Source organism: Caulobacter sp. CCG-8 (assembly GCF_037402475.1).
Lineage (GTDB): Bacteria > Pseudomonadota > Alphaproteobacteria > Caulobacterales > Caulobacteraceae > Caulobacter.
In genome coordinates, this window is the sequence record NZ_JBBEUD010000027.1 from 41,602 (window position 1) to 58,237 (window position 16,636).

The window sequence follows — 16,636 nt, forward strand, 5'->3', positions numbered from 1 at the left end:
AAAAGTCTTGGGGGGCGAGGTCTTGGCGGCTGCCTTGCAAAGGCTTTCCTTCGATGTGCATTAAGGCGCAGAACGTGGTTCTCCTGACAGTATCTGGACGCAATGGGCAGCGGTAGCAACAACAGCACGACGCTGGACGATCTGGCTAAGCTGTCGGGCGTCTCGGCCTCGACCGTCTCGCGCGCCCTGAACGACCACCCGTCCATCAGCACCCGCACCAAGCAGCGCATCTGGGCCCTGGCCAAGGAGCACGACTATCCGTTCCGCCGCTACATGCCGGCGGGGCCGATCGGGTCGGAGGGCTCGATCGCCATCGTCACGCCGCGCACCCACGGCCGCCCGCTGCCGCTGTCGCACCCGTTCTTCCTGGAGCTGCTGGCCAGCATCGGCGAGGCGGCGCGCGACCGCGGCTGCGACTTCACGGTCAGCCACACCGCCCCGGCCAGCTACGACGACCTGCTGACGGTCACCACCACCAGCCGCGCCAACGGCGTGATCTTCCTGGGCCAGAGCAACCTGCACGAGGCGTTCAACGAACTGGCCGCCGCCGACGCCCGCTTCGCGGTCTGGGGCGCCCAGCTGCCGGGCCAGAGGTACTGCTCGATCGGTTCGGACAACCTGCTGGGCGGGCGGCGGGCGACGCTGCACCTAGCCCGGCTGGGCCGCAAGCGCATCGTCTTCCTCGGCGAGACCGAGCCGGAAGCCCTGCAGCGCAAGGCCGGCTATCTGGAGGCCCTCAAGGAGAGCGGGCTCGAGGCCGACCCGGCCCTGATCTGCCCCGTCGACTTCGAGCTGGAATCGGCCGAGGCCGCCGTCAGCACCCTGGTCCGCCGCAAGGCCGCCTTCGACGCCATCTTCGCCTCCAGCGACCTGATCGCCCTGGGCGCCATCCGCGCCCTGCGCCGGGCCGGCATGCGCGTGCCCGAAGACGTCTCGGTGGTGGGCTACGACGACATGCTGCTGAGCCGCCTGTCGACCCCCGCGCTCAGCACCATCAAGCAGGACACCTACAAGGCCGGCCGCCTGCTGGTGGCCCGCGTGCTGGACGCCGACGGCGACCACCGGCCCGAGCGCCTCGCCACCGACCTGATCGTGCGGGAAAGCTGCGGGGGCTAGGCCAGCCGGAGCCTTCTCGCCGAAGTGTGGCGAAACTCACCAACGAGCTGTGCCGTTCGACACCGCCGCCTGGGGCCGACGCTCCCAGAGTGAGCTGGCCATTCCCATGGCGGACGTCGAACGGCCTGCCTCCGCCTTGGCGCGGGCGCCCGGAACGCGGCGTCGCAGCTCACCTCGCGGAGAGGATTCGTGATGGACCTGACCTTGAACGACCCGCCGGCCACGCGCCGCTACCAGCTGAGCGATCTGATCGCGGGCGCCGACGACAGCGTGCGCGGCGCCCTGGTCGGCGCGCACGGCCTGCGCCAGTTCCTCAACACCATCGACGAGTTGGACCATGCCGCCCGCGTCGAGATCGTCGAGCAGGCCATCTGCCTGCTGGAGGGCTTCTACGCCCACCTGCCGCTCAAGCGCGCGATGCACGCCGTGGATCCGATCCAGCGGCTGAAACTCCTGAAGCGCCGCCTGCACATGGTGGAGTCCGAGGTCCAGTTCCACCACGAGATGACGACCATCTTCACCTCGCTGCGGGACCTGCACACCAACTATATCCTGCCGAAGTACTTCGCCGATGCGGTGGCCTTCCTGCCGTTCAAGGTCAAACCCTGCTACCATCGGGGCGATCGTCAGTACGTCGTGTCCGACCTGGTGGCCGGCGTCTCGGACCCCAACTTCCGGCCCGGTGTGAAGCTCACCCACTGGAACGCGATCCCGATCGACCGCGCGGTCGAGATCGCCGCCAGCTACCACGCGGGCAGCAATCCGGCCGCCCGTCACGCCCGGGGCGTGGACCTGCTGACCACGCGCGCCATGAACCTGTGGCCGCCCCCGGACGAGGAATGGGTGATCGTCGGCTACCTGGACGCCAACAACCAGGCGCGGGAGGTCAATGTCGAGTGGAATGTGATGAAACTGCCGCGCCGCCCGGAAAGCGTCGCCGCCGCGCCGGCGATGGCGGAGTTCATGGGCATCGACCTGGAAGGCGACTCCCGGCGCCGTCTCACCACCCTGCTCTATGCCCCGGCCGCGGCGAAGCGACGGGCCGCCGTCGCGGAGGCGGCGGGCGGCGATGTCGCAAGCGCCGCCAGCGGCCTGAAGTCCAACTTGCCGGAAGTGTTCACCGCGGCGGCCGTCAGCCACGGCGGCCAGACCTTCGGCTACCTGCGTATCCAGACCTTCGACGTGGACGACGATGCGTGCCTGGTCGAGGCGATCCGCCTGCTAGAGCACCCGCTGTTCCCGAAGACCGGCGTGATCCTGGACGTGCGGGGCAACGGCGGCGGGCTGATCTGGGCGGGCGAGCGCCTGTTGCAGCTGTTCACGTCCCGCCGCATCGAACCGACGCGGGCCCAGCTGGTCGCCACGCCGCTGGCCGTGGAGCTCTGCGGCGCCGATCCGATCCTGGAGGCGTGGAAGCCGTCGATGGCGCGCGCCTTCGAGACCGGCGCGATCTATTCGGCCGCCTTCCCGATCACCGACCTCGCGCGCTGCAACGACATCGGCCAGCGCTACTTCGGTCCGGCCGTGCTGCTGACCGACGCCCGTTGCTACAGCACCACCGACATGTTCGCCTGCGGCTTCCTGGACCACGAGATCGGCCAGATCATCGGCCTGGACGCCACCACGGGCGCGGGCGGCGCCAATGTCTGGGACCACGAACTGGTGCGGCAGCATTGCCTCACCGCGGGCGTCGCCACGCCCCTGGCGCAGATGGACGCCGGAGTGGGCATGCGGGTGGCGATCCGTCGAACCCTGCGCGTAGGCCCCGAAGCCGGGACCGAGATCGAGGACCTCGGCGCGCCGTCCGACATCATCCACCAGCCGACCCTCGACGACATCCTCCACGACGACAGGGACCTGCTGGACCGGGCGTGCCTGGTGCTGTCCGGAACCTCGACCGCCGGCCTGCCGGTCACGATCACCCGCAACGGCGCTTCCGTCACCCTGGACATCGTCACGACCGGGATCGACCGGCTGGAGATCTTCGTCGACCGGCGCCCGAACCTGTCGAAGGACGTCACCACCGCCTCGACGCAGCTGACCGTGCCGGCGTCCGTCGGGTCCACCCTGCAGATCGACGGCTTTGCGAACGGTCAGCTGGCCGCCGTGCGGCTTCTGACGATCTGAACCCGTCCCCATTTCCGACCGGAGGAACCCCCATGGCGACCCTGAACGAACTGCTGGCCCGCTGGGCGACGCTCGGCCCGCCCGCCGAGGACGGCGCGGCGCAATTCTCCATCGTCGCGGGGAGGGAGACGACGGCCGACGCGCTTCAGGCGCTCGTCGAAGCCGCCGCACCGGGCCACGACCCCGTGGTCACGCCCGCCTTCCTCGGCGCGCTGGCGGAGGAGACCGGCGGCCGCTTCTGGATCCTCACCTTCCCGGACCTGGACGCGCAGCGGGGCGAGACCCTGGCCTTCGAGGTCGCCCGGGCCCTGGCCAGCGAGCTGGGTCTGGAGTCCTGCCGCCCCGTGCTGGTCGACTCCCTGATCGGCCAGGCGATGGTCGATCCCACCGTGGCCGGCGCCGCGGGCCTCGTGGGCTTCTTCACCTGCAAGGGCGACAACATGGGTCCGGAGGCCCGGGGCTGGGCGCCGTGGGCCCTGGGCGTCAAGGCGGCCTGGGACGCGCACGGCAAGGGCGCGGGCGTCACCATCGCCTCGATCGACACCGGCTACAGCGATCACGTCGAGCTGCAGGGCGTGATCAGCGCCAAGCCCCAGCTGAACCTGGTCGAGAACAACGCCAACGCGCGCGACCCGTTCTCGACCAATGTCCCGTTCAACAACCCCGGCCACGGCACCCTGGTGGCCAGCGTCGCCGCCAGCCGCGGCGACATCGACGCCGAGGGGAACACCACGGGGCCCGGCGAGATCACCGGCGCGGCGCCCGAGGCCGAGATCCTGCCCATCCGCGCCATCCGGTCGGTCGTGGACCTGCGCCAGTCGCGCATCCCCGCCGCCATCGAGCACGCGATCGCCCAGAACTGCGACGTGATCGTCATGGCCCTCGGCAGCCCCTTCCCGATCGAACCCGTCGAGGTGGCCTTGCGGGCCGCCGTGCGCCAGGGGATCGTGGTGGTCTGCGCCGCCGGCAACTGCGTGGGCCTGGTGGTGTTCCCGGCCCGCTTCGCGCCCCTGGGACTATCCACCGCCGTCGCCGCCGTCGACTATCTGAAGGCCCCCTGGGAACGGACGTCCAAGGGCGACTCCGTCACCGTCAGCGCCTTTGGCGAGGCCGTGTGGGGTGCCCGCAAACGGGACCAGGCCTCGCCCAACAACGCCGTCGCGCGCTCGGAAGGCACGACGCTGGCCACGTCGCTGACCGCCGGCGTCGCCGCGCTCTGGGTCGCCCGGCACGGCGGGCGCGCGGCCCTCAAGGCCCATGCGGCCGCGGCCGGCACGACCGTGCAGGCGATGTTCAACCGGCTGATCGCCGCCAGTGCGAGCAAGCCGTCCGGCGGATGGCCGAAGGGCATGGGGGCGGGGCTGGTGAACGCCGGCGAACTGCTGTCGCGCCCGCTGCCCGAGACCGCGGCGCTCCTGGCGGACGTGCCGCTGGCCGATGACCACGTCACGCCGCTGAAGCGGTTCCTGGGCCCGACGGCGTCCGAGATCGACGGCCTGGCGGGCCTGGAGGCGGCCGGCCTCGACGAAGGTCTGGCCGCCGAAGCGCTGTGGCGGCTCTATCGCGGCTCGGCCCGCGACCGGACCGCCGCGATCGCGGGCCAGGACGTGATCGGAGCGATGGGCGGCGTCCAGCTGACACGGTTCAACGGCCCGCCCCCGTCTCCGGACCTGGAGGCCGCCCTGGCGGGCAAGCCCAGGCTGAGGGACCTGGCCCGATAGCCGGCTCGGCGACGGCGCATTACCTCGCCGCCAGCAGCGCCGCGATCGGCACGGCCTCGCCCATGGCCTTGTAGCCCGCCGCCGACGGATGCAGCTGGTCGCCGGAGTCGTAGGCCGGCAGCAGCCGTTCGGGATGGGCCGGGTCGCGGGTCACGGCGTCGAAGTCGATCACCGCGTCGAAGGCGCCCGAGGTCCGGATCCAGGCATTGACCGCCTGGCGGTCGGCGTCGGCGTCCGCGTCGGAGCGGTAGACCTTGGTCCCGCCGCACGGGAGGATCGTGGCGCCCACCACGCGGATCCCGCGCTCGTGCGCCCGGGCGATCACCTGGCGGTAGCCGGCGATCAAGCCCGCGACCACCGCCGCCCGCTTCTCGGCCGTGACCGGGCCCTCGCGCGACAGGCCGCCGATGTCGTTGATGCCGATCAGCACGATCACCGCGCGCACGCCCGGCTGGGCCAGCACGTCGCGCTCCAGACGCGAGAGGGCGTTGGGGCTGGTGTTGTCGGTCAGCAGGCGGTTGCCGCCGATGCCGGCGTTCAGCACCGAGACGCCCCGCGTGCGCGGATCGGCCTGCAAGCGGGCGGCCAGCACGTCGGGCCAGCGCTCGTAGACGTCGACGCCCGCCCCGGTGCCGTCGGTGATCGAGTCGCCCAGGGTGACGATCGCGCCCGCGCTTTTTTCCGCCCCTTCGACATCGACGCCCGCCAGCTGGGCCCATTGCAGCCACGTGGCCGCGCCCGGCAGGTCCGGCGCGGCCAGCTGGTCGCCGGCGGCGACATAGGCCGTGGTGCGGGCGGCGCGGTGGGCGGTGATCCGGTCGGGCGGCTGGGGCAGGCGCAGGCTGACGGCGACGCGGGCCAGGCCCTGGGTCGGCAGGTCCACCGGATCGGACAGCCAGGTCGCGCCGGGCGGCACGGTCACGCCGGCCTGGCCGCCGTCGAAGGTGACCGCCCGGTCGGTCCCGGCCGCGACCGCCGAGCCGGCCAGCGCCGCCGACAGGGCCACGTGGGCGCCGTCGATCCGCAGCGGCGCCGTGCCGAACTGGTTGGAGACCCGCAGCCTCAGGCGGGGGCCGCCCGCCGTCAGCCGCACCACCTGGCGCAGGGTGACCTCGCCGCTCGGCGATCCCGGCAGGGTCGCCGCGGCCTCGGACGGCACGGAGGCCGTCGTCCACGAGCCGATCCAGCGCGACGCCGAGACGGCCGGCCAGGCCGTCCCCAGGCACAGGGCCAGAACCAGAAGACCCGAACCGATCCGACGCATCGCGCCCTCCCCGATATCTCATAAAATGGATTGACGTCACAGAATATGGAATTAGCGTCGCTGGCAAGATCGCGCTTTCCGGCCGTCGGCGCCGAAGACGGCGCACGAAGAGGAAGCGCGCCATGAACACCCCCACACGACGCGACGTGCTGGTGCAAACCGCCCTGGCCGGAGCCCTGGTCAGCCTTTCGGGCAAGGCCCTGGCCGCCCCGGCCAAAGGCGCGCCGCTCCCGCCGACCGAGGTCCGCTGGATCGACGGCCAGGCGCCGGGGCTGAACGCCGGCCAGACCTGGGGCGTCCCGTGGCCGCAGGGCGCGTTCAAGCCCAAGCAGCCGTTCCTGGCCCGCGACGCGGCCGGGGCCGAGGTGGCCCTGCAGACCTGGCCCCTGGCCTATTGGCCGGACGGCTCGCTGAAGTGGACCGGCCACGCGGTCCCGGCGGGCGACCTGGGCCAGCGCCTGACGATCGCGCCGGGCAAGACCGGCCTTGCGGCCGCCGGCGTCCGCGTAATCGAGACCCCAGCCGCCGTCGAGGTCTCGACCGGCCCGGCGACCTGGCGCTTCCCGCGCGACGGCTCGGCCCTGATCGCCTCGGCGACCCGGGGCGGCCGCGAAGTGCTGCGCAACGTCCGCCTCGTCCTCCAGACCCAGGACGCCCCCGAGATCGAGCAGTCACCCGTGGGCCGCAAGACCTTCGAGAGCGTGCTCGACAAGGTGACCGTGGAGCAGTCCGGTCCCGTCCGCGCGGTGATCCGGATCGAGGGCCGCCACAAGAACGAAGGTCGCGCCTGGGCCCCGTTCATCGTGCGGTTCTACGCCTATGCCGGCGCCGACTCCCTGCGGATGCTGCACACCTTCATCTTCGACGGCGACGCGGCCAAGGACTTCATCTGCGGCCTGGGCGTCACCGCCGACGTGCCGATGACCGACGCGGCCTACGACCGGCACGTCCGCTTCACCGGCCAGGACGGCGGCCTGTGGGCGGAGGCGGTCAAGCCGCTGACCGGCCTGCGCCGCGATCCCGGCAAGGCGTTCCGCGACGCCCAGATCGCCGGCCGCAAGGTCCCGGCCCTCGACCAGATGGCCGCCCCGGTGCGCTCGTCCCTGCACCTGATCCCCGACTGGGGCGACTTCCTGCTGTCGCAGCCCACCGCCGACGGCTTCACCATCCGCAAGCGCACCGCGCCCGGCCACGCCTGGATCCCGTCCGACGGCGGCCAGCGGGCCAGCGGCGTGGCCTATGTGGGCGGCGCCGGCGGCGGGGCGGCGATCGGCCTCTGCAACTTCTGGCGCGCCCCGCCCACCGCCCTGGAGGTCCTGGGCGCGGCCGGCGACACCGCCCGCCTGACCGCCTGGCTGTGGTCGCCCGACGCCCCGGTGATGGACACCCGGTTCTATCACGACGGCATGGGCATGGAGACGCACGCCCAGGAGACCGAAGGCCTCAACATCACCTACGAGGATTACGAAAAGAACTGGGGCACGCCGACCGGAGTCGCCCGCACCTCGGAGCTGCGGCTGTGGGCGCTGGAGACCACGCCGGCCCGCGACCAGTTCCCGAAGATGGCCCAGCTGAACGACAAGCCGCCCCGCCTGATGACCACGCCCGAGCGCCTCCATGCGGCCGGGGTGCTGGGCGCCTGGAGCCTGGTCGACCGCAGCACGCCGGCCCGGGCCCGGATCGAGGACCGCCAGGACCAGCTGCTGAACTACTATCTGGGCCAGATCGAGCAGCGCCGCTGGTACGGCTTCTGGAACTACGGCGACTTCATGCACAGCTACGACGTCGACCGCCATGTCTGGCGCTACGACATCGGCGGCTTCGCCTGGGACAATTCGGAACTGTCGACCGACCTGTGGCTGTGGCTCAGCTACCTGCGCGGCGGCCGGGCCGACGTGTTCCGCATGGCCGAGGCCATGACCCGCCACACCGGCGAGGTCGACGTCTATCACGTGGGTCCCTACCGGGGCCTGGGCACCCGGCACGGCGTGCAGCACTGGGGCGACAGCTCCAAGCAGCCCCGGGTCAGCAACGCCATCTACCGCCGCATCTACTATTACCTGACCGCCGACGAGCGAGTGGGCGACCTGATGCGGGCCCTGACCGACGGCGACGAGTCGCTGACCCGCGTCGACATCGGCCGCAAGCTGGGCGACGACGGCTGGCCCAAGGGCGAGGTCCGCGCCTCGTTCGGCACCGACTGGAGCTCGCTGTGCGGCGCCTGGTTCACCGAGTGGGAACGCACCGGCGACCCGCGCTGGCGCGACCGGATCGTGGGCGGCATGAAGACCATCGCCGCCCTGCAGAAGCAGTGGTTCGCCGGCAGCGCCACCTACGACGTCAAGACCGGCAGGTTCTCCGGGGCGGGCGACAAGCTGGCGGTCTCGCATCTGAACGCGGCGTTCGGCGCCCCCGAGATCCATGTCGAGATGTTGTCGCTGATCCGCGAGCCCGCCTACGACAAGGCGTGGCTGGACTATTGCCGCTGGTACAACGCCTCGCGCGAGGAGCAGACGGCCCAGTTCGGCCAGGCGCTGGGCGGCAACGGCCTGCGCCAGGGGCATTCCCGCCTTACCGCCTACGCCGCCTCGCGCCTGGGCGACAAGGCCCTGGCCCAGCGGGCCTGGAAGGAGTTCTTCGGCCGCGGCGTGGTCGAGGACCTGAACCTGTCGACCGCCACCAGGCATTACGCCGGACCCGACGTCCTCAACCCCATCGACGAGGCCGCCGGGGTCACCACCAACGGCACGGCGCAATGGGGCCTGGCGGCGATCATGAACCTGGCCCTGGTGGCCGACGCCCTTCCGGCGAGCGAGGGGTAACTGAGCCGGGGACATGCCCTTGCGGCGTGCCCCCAAATCCAGGCGCCGCGCTTGACGATGGGGACACGCCGCAAGGGCGCGTCCCCAGCCTCGGCTCGGTATCCAGCGACACACTTCCGAAACACTTCATCGCTTTCGGACAGCCCAGCTTATCGACGTCGATACCGAGGGGTCATCCAGGAGCCACGGCGGCGCTCTAGCCAGGGACGGCACGCAGCACAGGCCGTCCATGTCCCGCAAATTCCTCGCTACGGCCGCCTTGGCCCCTCTGCTGATCTGCGGAGGAAAGGCGGTCGCCGAAACCCAGGTCACCAGCAGTTCGCGCACCACGCCGATCGCCACCTCCACCGCCAATTCCGGGGCGGCCGACGACGTCAAGATCACCAGCGACGGCGCGATCACCCTCTCCAGCTCGGGCGCGATCGCCACGCTGGACAGCGACAACACCCTGACCAACGCCGGCTCGTTGAGCAGCGTGGGCGTCAACGACTCCATCGGCGTGCTGGTGCTGGGCGGCCATACGGGCACGCTGCTCAACAGCGCCACGATCAGCCTGACCGAGGACTACGACTACACCGACGACGACGACGACGGCGACTATGACGGCCTGTTCGCCAAGGGTTCGGGCCGCTACGGCATCCGGGTGACCGGGACCGATCCGTTCGTCGGCACGATCACCAACGACTCGACGGGCGCGATCACCATCGAGGGCAACGACTCGGCGGGCATCAGCCTGGAGACGGCCCTGACCGGCTCGCTGCTGCACGCCGGGACGATCAGCGTGGTCGGCGACCGCAGCTACGGCGTCCACACGACGGGGACGATCAGCGGCAACCTGACCAGCAGCGGCTCGATCAGCGTGACCGGCGCCGGCGACGTCGGCCTGGCGGTCGACGGCGACGTCGGCGGCGTGCTCGCCATCCAGGGCACGATCTATTCGACCGGTTACCGCGTCACCAGCCGCTACACCGATCCGGACGACGAGGCCCTGCTGGACGCCGACGACCTGCTGCAGGGCGGCGGCGGCGTGAAGGTCACGGCCAATGTCGCCGGCGGCGTGCTGCTGGACGTCCCGCCCACCGACACCAACGACGACACCTCCGACGACGAGGACGGCGACGGGACCACCGACAGCAGCGAGGGCTCGGCCGCGATCACCGCCTACGGCTCGGCCCCGGCCCTGCTGATCGGCTCGGACACCCGGTCCGTCACCCTGGGCGCGGTCGGGACCGGCGACGACGCCTACGGCCTGATCATCCGGGGCTCGGTGACGGCGGCGGGCGTCCACGACGGGATCAGCGCCACCGGCGTGCAGCTGGGCGGCGACGCCGGCCAGTCGACCCTGATCACCGGCGGGGTGAAGGTCAGCGGCTCGATCGCGGCCAGCGCCTACGAGGGCGACGCCGTCGCCCTGAAGCTGAACGCCGGCGCCGTGGCCGACACCCTGTGGAACACCGGCTCGATCGCCGCCTCGGTCACCGGCGACACCGCCGTCACGGCCAAGGCCGTCAGCATCGGCGCCGGGTCGGTGATGACCAGCATCACCAACGCCGGGGTCATCAGCGCCACCGTCGGCGGCGAAGGCGGCTCGTCCTACGCCATCATCGACGAGACCGGCGGCCTGAAGACCATCACCAACACCGGCTCGATCGCGGCCTATGTGGTCGCCACGGACGACGAATACGACACCGACGACGACGACACCGACGCCAGCAACGAGGTGATCCACGGCCTGGCCACGGCCATCGACGTGTCGAAGAACACCACCGGCGTGACCATCGTCCAGTCGGGGGTCAACGACGGCGACGACGGCGACGACGGGGTGGCCGACACCGACACGGACGGCGACGGCGTGGACGACGCCGACGAGCCGATGATCCGCGGCCGGGTGGTGCTGGGCTCGGGCGCCGACAGCCTGTCGATCCTGAACGGCGGCCTGATCGGCGACGTCTGGTTCGGCGACGGCGCCGACAAGCTGACCATCGACGGCACCGGCTACATGATCGGCGCCCTGCACGACAGCGACGGCCTGCTGGACATCAAGGTGGGCAACGGCTCGCTGGGCCTGACCAATACCGAGACCATCAAGGCCACCAGCCTGACCCTGGGCGCCGACAGCGTGCTGGTCTTCACGGTCGACCCGGCGGCCGGGACCCAGACCAAGCTGGTGGCCGACACCGCCACGGTCGAGACCGGCGCCTCGCTGGGCCTGAACTTCAAGAGCCTGCTGACGACGCCGACGACCTACACCGTGATCCAGGCGAACAACCTGACCGCCGGGACGATCGACCAGGACCTGCTGGGCCACGTGGCCTACATGTACGTCGCCAACGGCTACGCCTCGGGCAACGACGTCAATATCGACGTGCGGCGGCGCACGGCCGCCGAGGCCTCGCTGTCGCGCAGCCAGACCGCCGCCTACGACGCGGTGTTCGCGGCCCTGTCCAACGACGACGACATCGCCACTGCCTTCCTGAACCAGAGCACCCGCGACGGCTTCCTCAGCGTCTACGACCAGATGCTGCCCAGCCAGGGCGAGGGCCTGTTCGCGGCCCTGCAGACCGTGCAGCAGCAAATCTCTGCGGCCACCGCCAACCGTCCCGATCCCGGCGACCGCTACGGGCCCGACAGCGTCTGGCTCCAGGAGATCAACGTCCTGGTCCGCCGCGAGGACGGCGACACCCAGGGGTCGGACACCCAGGCCCTGGGCATGGTCGCCGGCTACGAGGCGATGGGCGACGCCGGCGGGGCGCTGGGCGTGACCCTGGCGGCGGTCAGCCTGGAAGAACACGACACGGTCGCCAAGCTGGGCGAGAAGACCACCGCCTCGATCCTGCAGGCCGGCCTCTACTGGCGGCGCTCGGTCGGCGGCTGGCGGTTCAACCTCGGCGGCGGGGCCGGCTACAGCCGCTTCAACGGCGACCGCGGCCTGGTCACCGCCGACGTCGACGGCGACGGCACGGCCGACGTCAGCATTACCAACACCGCCGCCTGGAACGGCATGGTGGCCAACGCCTTCGCCGGCGTGGCCTACGAGGCGCGGCTGGGCGACGTCTACCTGCGCCCCGAGGGCCGGCTGGACTATGTCTGGCTGTGGGAAGGCGAGCGCAAGGAGCACGGCGGGGGCGCCGGCTTCGACCTGACCGTCGCCTCGCGCGAGGCCGACAACCTCAGCGGCGACGTGGGCCTGGTGCTGGGCAAGTCGTACGGCAAGGACGTCTGGGTGCGGCCCGAGCTGCGGGTCGGCTATCGCAAGACCCTGGCCGGGGCCATGGGCGACACCATCGCCAGCTTCACGGGCGGCACGCCCTTCACCCTGCTGGCCGACAACGACCGGGACGGGGCGGTGACCCTAGGCTTCGCCCTGCGCGCCGGTTCGGCCCTGTCCTACGTGGCCCTCGAAGGCGGGGCCGAGGCCTCGCACAAGCAGACCAAATACACCATGCGGCTGACAGGGAGGGCGATGTTCTAGCCCGTGGAAAAGCGCATCCTCATCCTCGACGGCGACCCCGTCGCCCGTCACGACATGACCGGCCTCCTCTCGGGCTACGGCCTGACGGCCCTAGGCGCCGGCACCGCCCGCGAGATGGAGCAGATCCTCCGCGAGACCCAGGTCAACCTGGTGATGCTGGACATGGTGCTGCCCGACGCCTCGGGCCTGTCGGTCTGCTCGCGCCTGCTGACCCTGCCCTCCCCGCCCGCGATCATGGTGGTCTCGGACTCGGGCGAGGAGTGCGACGTGGTGGTGGGCCTGGAGTTGGGGGCCGACGACTACGTGATCAAACCCTACCGCCCGCGCGAGCTGCTGGCCCGGGTCCGGGCGGTGCTGCGCCGTCACGACGACGGCCGCCCCGACGAGCCGGCGCGCGACGCCAACCCGGTCTTCAGCTTCGACGGCTGGCGGCTGAACGTCGCCACCCAGACCCTGCTGGACCCGCGCGGCGGGACCGTGCCGCTGGCGACGGCCGAGTTCCTGGTGCTGTGGGCCTTGGTCGATCGGCCCAACCAAGTGCTGACCCGCGACGAGCTGCGCCAGGGTCCGCCCGACGCCCACGCGCGCCCCGCCCCGCAGCAGGTCAACGTCGCCATCAGCCGCCTGCGCAGCAAGCTGGGCCGCGTCGACGGCGGGGCCTACCTGATCCGCACGGTGCGCCACGTCGGCTACATCTTCGCGACCCGGGTGGACCGGGTGCAGGAGTAGGGGGCGGGCGGGAAGCCAGCTAGCCGTCGACCATCCCGACCGCATCCGGGCTTCTCGCGCGGGCCGCGTCCGTCATGCGCGACAGGGCTTCGGCGATGAAGTCGCGCTCGGCCTCCGGAGTCGCGAAGAAGCGCCGAGGCAGGACCATGGCGCTGCTCTGCACCAGGAAGACCCAGTGCTTGCGGGTTCGATAGAGGTCGGTGACGCACGACCAGCGGGCGGTCGTCGTCAGGTCGGCCAGGTCATAGACGATGGTCTCGGGCGTCAGGCGCAGGGTGAGCGCCAGGTCAGCCCGCTGTCCCCGCTTGCCGAGCGCTTTCCGCAGGCTCGGGCCCGACAGTCTCTGGACCACGAGAATGCCCACGACCAGCCCGCCGATGGCGAACTCGACCGACATGAAGGCCGAGAACCACGATCCCGACGCCCACACGGACAGGGGAACGCCGACGCCCAGCATGCAGACCATGATGATGGCCTTGGCCTGGCGCGGCGACAGGCCCCAGCGGGCCTTGATATAGGCCATGGCCGACGCGCTTTCGCCCGCCAAGATGATCCCTGAAGCTTCCATCGCGTCCCCCTCCGACGCGTCTAGCTCACGACGCGGCCCGCGGGAAGCGCGTTGCGGCTCCTACCCCAGGTCCAGCGCCCAGGTCTGGCCGACCAGGTCCTTGCCGAACGACTGGTGCGGCGCTTCGGCGACCAGGACGAAGCCGGCGCGCTGGTAGATCCGCCGCGCGGCGACGAGCACGCTGTTGGTCCACAGCTCCAGGCGGCGGCAACCGACCGCCCGGGCGCGGTCGATGCAGGCCTGGACCAGCATCGCGCCCACGCCCCGGCCGCGGGTGTCGGGCTCGACATAGAGCAGCCGTAGCTTGCCGGTGTCCGCCGTCTCGCCGCGCACCAGGAAGATCGAGCCCACCACCCGGCCGTCCGCCTCGGCGATCCAGGCGGCCTCGCGGGCCGGATCGAACGCCTGGACGAAGTCGGCGAGGATGCGGGCGACCAGGGCCTCGTAGTCCTGGTTCCAGTCGTACTCCTGGGCGTAGAGCACCGCCTGGCGGTGGATGATCCAGCCCAGATCGCCGGGCCGCAGGTCGCGCAGCACGACGCCGGACGAGGCCTCGGCGTCGGGGGTCTCGTCGAACACCCGGCGGATGGAACGGGTCGCCGCCAGCAGGGTCTCGCGCTTGGGCGCCGGCAGGCCGTCCAGCAGCTCGCCGACCGCGCCGCGGGTGTTGCGTTCCAGGGCCGCGAAGGCCTCGCTGCCGGCGGTCGTCAGCCGGATCGACCGGCTGCGCCCGCCGCCGGGATGGGGCGCGGTCTCGACCAGGCCCCGCGTCTCGAAGCGCTTGAGGGTGCGGCTCAACTGGCCGGGGTCCAGGTCGAGGGTCCGGGTGATCTCGGCGGCGCTGGGTTCGTCGCGGTGGGCCAGTTCATAGAGGATCCGGGCCTCGGTCAGCGAGAACGAGCTGTTGTCCAGCCGGGGGTTCAGCAGGCCCAGCCGGCGCGTGTACAGCCGGTTGAACGCGCGCAGGGCGGCGATTTCCGTCTCCGGGACCATGGCTGTCTCCTCGGTGTATATTGACTGAGTCAAATAATCGATATCTTGACTGAGTCAACACATCGCGACGGAGGCGATCGCCGGCCGCCGCGACGTTCGGCCGCGCCCCCGAAACCGCTGAATCCAGGCGTTGTTTTTCACGCTCGACACCAATCGATACAAATGACCCGCCCTCGAGGCGCGACCCGAAATCCGGGCGAAACAAACGCGGTCCTCCTAGGAGATGGGACGCACGACCCGCCCATGGCGCTCATGGCGAAGGTCCAGCCGCGGCCATAATCTGGCTGTATGGGGCCCACATGACTTTGCGCGCACTCGCCGAAACCGCCACCGTCCTGCTGGTCGAGGACGACGACGTGCTGCGCCAGGAGATGGCCGGCTATCTGGACACCCAGGGCTACACCGTCCGCGAGGCCCCCACGGTCGCCGCCGCGCGCGAGGTGATGGAGACCCGCTCGGTCGACGTGATGGTGCTGGACGTCAACCTGCCCGGCGAGAACGGCCTGTCGCTGTGCCGCCAGGTGGCGGGGTCCGACGGCCCGGCCATCCTGCTGCTCAGCGCCCTGGGCGATCCGGTCGACCGCATCGTCGGCCTGGAGCTGGGCGCCGACGACTACGTGGTCAAGCCGATCCCGCCGCGCGAGCTGCTGGCCCGGGTCAAGGCCCTGCTGCGCCGCCGGGCCGGGGGCCAGGGTCCGCGCAGCGACGTGCGCCTGTTCGCCGGCTTCCGCCTGGACGTCGCCGCCCGCCAGCTGACCGCGCCCAACGGCGTGCTGCTGCTGCTGACGCCCGGCGAGTTCACGATCCTGTCCACCCTGGCCGACCACGCCCGCTCGGTGGTGTCGCGCGACGAGCTCCTGACCATCATCGCCGGCGAGACGGTCGAGAACCTGGGCCGCCGCGTCGACCTGCACATCAGCCGCCTGCGCCGCAAGATCGAGGCCCAGTCCGACGCCCCGCTGATCCGCACCTATCGCGGCATGGGCTACATGCTGGACGCCAGGGTGACGGTCGAATGATCGCCCGGGGGGGCGCTTCGAGGGGCTCCTTCCTGGCCGGACTGTCCAGGCGGTGGCCCAGCCCGCCGATCGCCGTGCAGATCCTGGCCCTGCTGCTGGCCGCCCTGATGGTGGCCCAGACCGTGACCCTGGGCCTGACCCTGCTGCTGCCGCCGGCTCCGGCGATGCACCACAGTCTGGCCGACATCGCCTCCGGCCTGCGCGGCGCCGTGCCCGACAACGACAGCGACCGTCCCCTGGTCCGCACGATCGAGACCCAGCCGCCCAGCCTGCAGAGCCCCGGCTGGGTGGCGTCCGAACCCGCCAGCGCCGACCTCGCCCGCCTGCTGAAGGTCCCGCGCGAGGACGTCCGCCTGCTGTTCTACGCCCCGCCGCCGTTCGCCGGCGCCGAGAGCCGCCGTTCCGGCCGCCCGCCCTCCCTGGCCCTGCTGTTCACCACCTACGCCGAGGCCCAGACCCTGCCGGCCGGACCCGGCCCCGGCGGAGTCGGGATGCGCGGCGGCATGGGCCCAGGGGCGATGACGGGCGTCATGACGGGCGGTCCGCAGGGCTTCCCCGCCGGCGGCGGCCAGCGGGTCTTCCGGGGCGGCTACGGCGCGCAGGACGGCTCCGGCGGCCAGCGGACCTTCAGCTACCAGTCGTCCGGGGCCCGCTCGGATCGCGCGACCGACCCGCTGTTCGCCGCGCCGTTCCGCTCTCGCCAGGTGACCCTGCCCGACTCGCTGCGCGGGGTGACGCCGTCGTCCCCGCCGCTGGACCCGGTGGCCGACGCCGCCGCGCGCGAACCGCCGCCGATCCGCCGCCC

General features: G+C 71.5%; 10 protein-coding genes and 1 pseudogene. 8 read left to right on the forward strand and 3 right to left on the reverse strand.

What is annotated here, in order from left to right; all coding sequences use genetic code 11:
• The first annotated feature begins 102 nt into the window (after nucleotides 1-102).
• From WAE60_RS21485 to WAE60_RS21495, 3 genes are all read left to right on the forward strand, one after another.
• Entirely contained in the window at nucleotides 103-1,116 is a 1,014-nt protein-coding gene (locus WAE60_RS21485) for a substrate-binding domain-containing protein (RefSeq protein ID WP_029908022.1), read from the forward strand.
• 192 nt (nucleotides 1,117-1,308) lie between these two features.
• On the forward strand, nucleotides 1,309-3,243 hold the full coding sequence (locus WAE60_RS21490; RefSeq protein WP_337688638.1) for a S41 family peptidase: 1,935 nt from the start codon (nucleotides 1,309-1,311) through the stop codon (nucleotides 3,241-3,243).
• Nucleotides 3,244-3,275: 32 nt separating this feature from the next.
• Nucleotides 3,276-4,964 carry a S8 family serine peptidase gene (locus WAE60_RS21495; RefSeq protein WP_337688642.1) on the forward strand — a complete coding sequence of 563 codons (1,689 nt, stop codon included), beginning with the start codon at nucleotides 3,276-3,278 and terminating at the stop codon, nucleotides 4,962-4,964.
• 19 nt (nucleotides 4,965-4,983) lie between these two features.
• On the opposite strand, the gene WAE60_RS21500 is transcribed toward WAE60_RS21495, so the two are convergent.
• A complete protein-coding gene (locus tag WAE60_RS21500) occupies nucleotides 4,984-6,228 on the reverse strand; it encodes an SGNH/GDSL hydrolase family protein (protein ID WP_337688644.1) in 1,245 nt (414 codons plus the stop codon).
• Between the two features lie 122 nt (nucleotides 6,229-6,350).
• Between WAE60_RS21500 and WAE60_RS21505 the strand changes: the two genes are divergently transcribed.
• From WAE60_RS21505 to WAE60_RS21515, 3 genes are all read left to right on the forward strand, one after another.
• The gene (locus WAE60_RS21505) at nucleotides 6,351-9,050 is read left to right on the forward strand and encodes a Tat pathway signal sequence domain protein (RefSeq protein WP_337688646.1); all 2,700 of its coding nucleotides are present in this window, start codon (nucleotides 6,351-6,353) and stop codon (nucleotides 9,048-9,050) included.
• Between the two features lie 229 nt (nucleotides 9,051-9,279).
• Nucleotides 9,280-12,522, forward strand: coding sequence for an autotransporter outer membrane beta-barrel domain-containing protein (locus tag WAE60_RS21510; protein ID WP_337688648.1), 3,243 nt, complete (start codon nucleotides 9,280-9,282; stop codon nucleotides 12,520-12,522).
• 3 nt (nucleotides 12,523-12,525) lie between these two features.
• On the forward strand, nucleotides 12,526-13,251 hold the full coding sequence (locus tag WAE60_RS21515; RefSeq protein WP_337688650.1) for a response regulator transcription factor: 726 nt from the start codon (nucleotides 12,526-12,528) through the stop codon (nucleotides 13,249-13,251).
• 19 nt (nucleotides 13,252-13,270) lie between these two features.
• Here WAE60_RS21515 and WAE60_RS21520 read toward each other — a convergent pair whose 3' ends face one another.
• Both WAE60_RS21520 and WAE60_RS21525 read right to left on the reverse strand, forming a co-directional pair.
• Nucleotides 13,271-13,774 carry a YcxB family protein gene (locus tag WAE60_RS21520; RefSeq protein ID WP_337688652.1) on the reverse strand — a complete coding sequence of 168 codons (504 nt, stop codon included), beginning with the start codon at nucleotides 13,772-13,774 and terminating at the stop codon, nucleotides 13,271-13,273.
• 105 nt (nucleotides 13,775-13,879) lie between these two features.
• A complete protein-coding gene (locus WAE60_RS21525; RefSeq protein ID WP_337688653.1) occupies nucleotides 13,880-14,812 on the reverse strand; it encodes a helix-turn-helix domain-containing GNAT family N-acetyltransferase in 933 nt (310 codons plus the stop codon).
• 299 nt (nucleotides 14,813-15,111) lie between these two features.
• On the opposite strand from WAE60_RS21525, the gene WAE60_RS21530 reads away from it, so the two are divergent.
• Together WAE60_RS21530 and WAE60_RS21535 are read left to right on the forward strand one after the other, a co-directional pair.
• Nucleotides 15,112-15,831 (forward strand): response regulator transcription factor, encoded by a 720-nt coding sequence (locus WAE60_RS21530; protein ID WP_029908031.1) that lies wholly within the window; start codon nucleotides 15,112-15,114, stop codon nucleotides 15,829-15,831.
• Nucleotides 15,828-16,636, forward strand: a pseudogene (locus tag WAE60_RS21535) (histidine kinase); the annotation flags it as partial. The gene WAE60_RS21530 and the pseudogene WAE60_RS21535, both read left to right, overlap by 4 nt.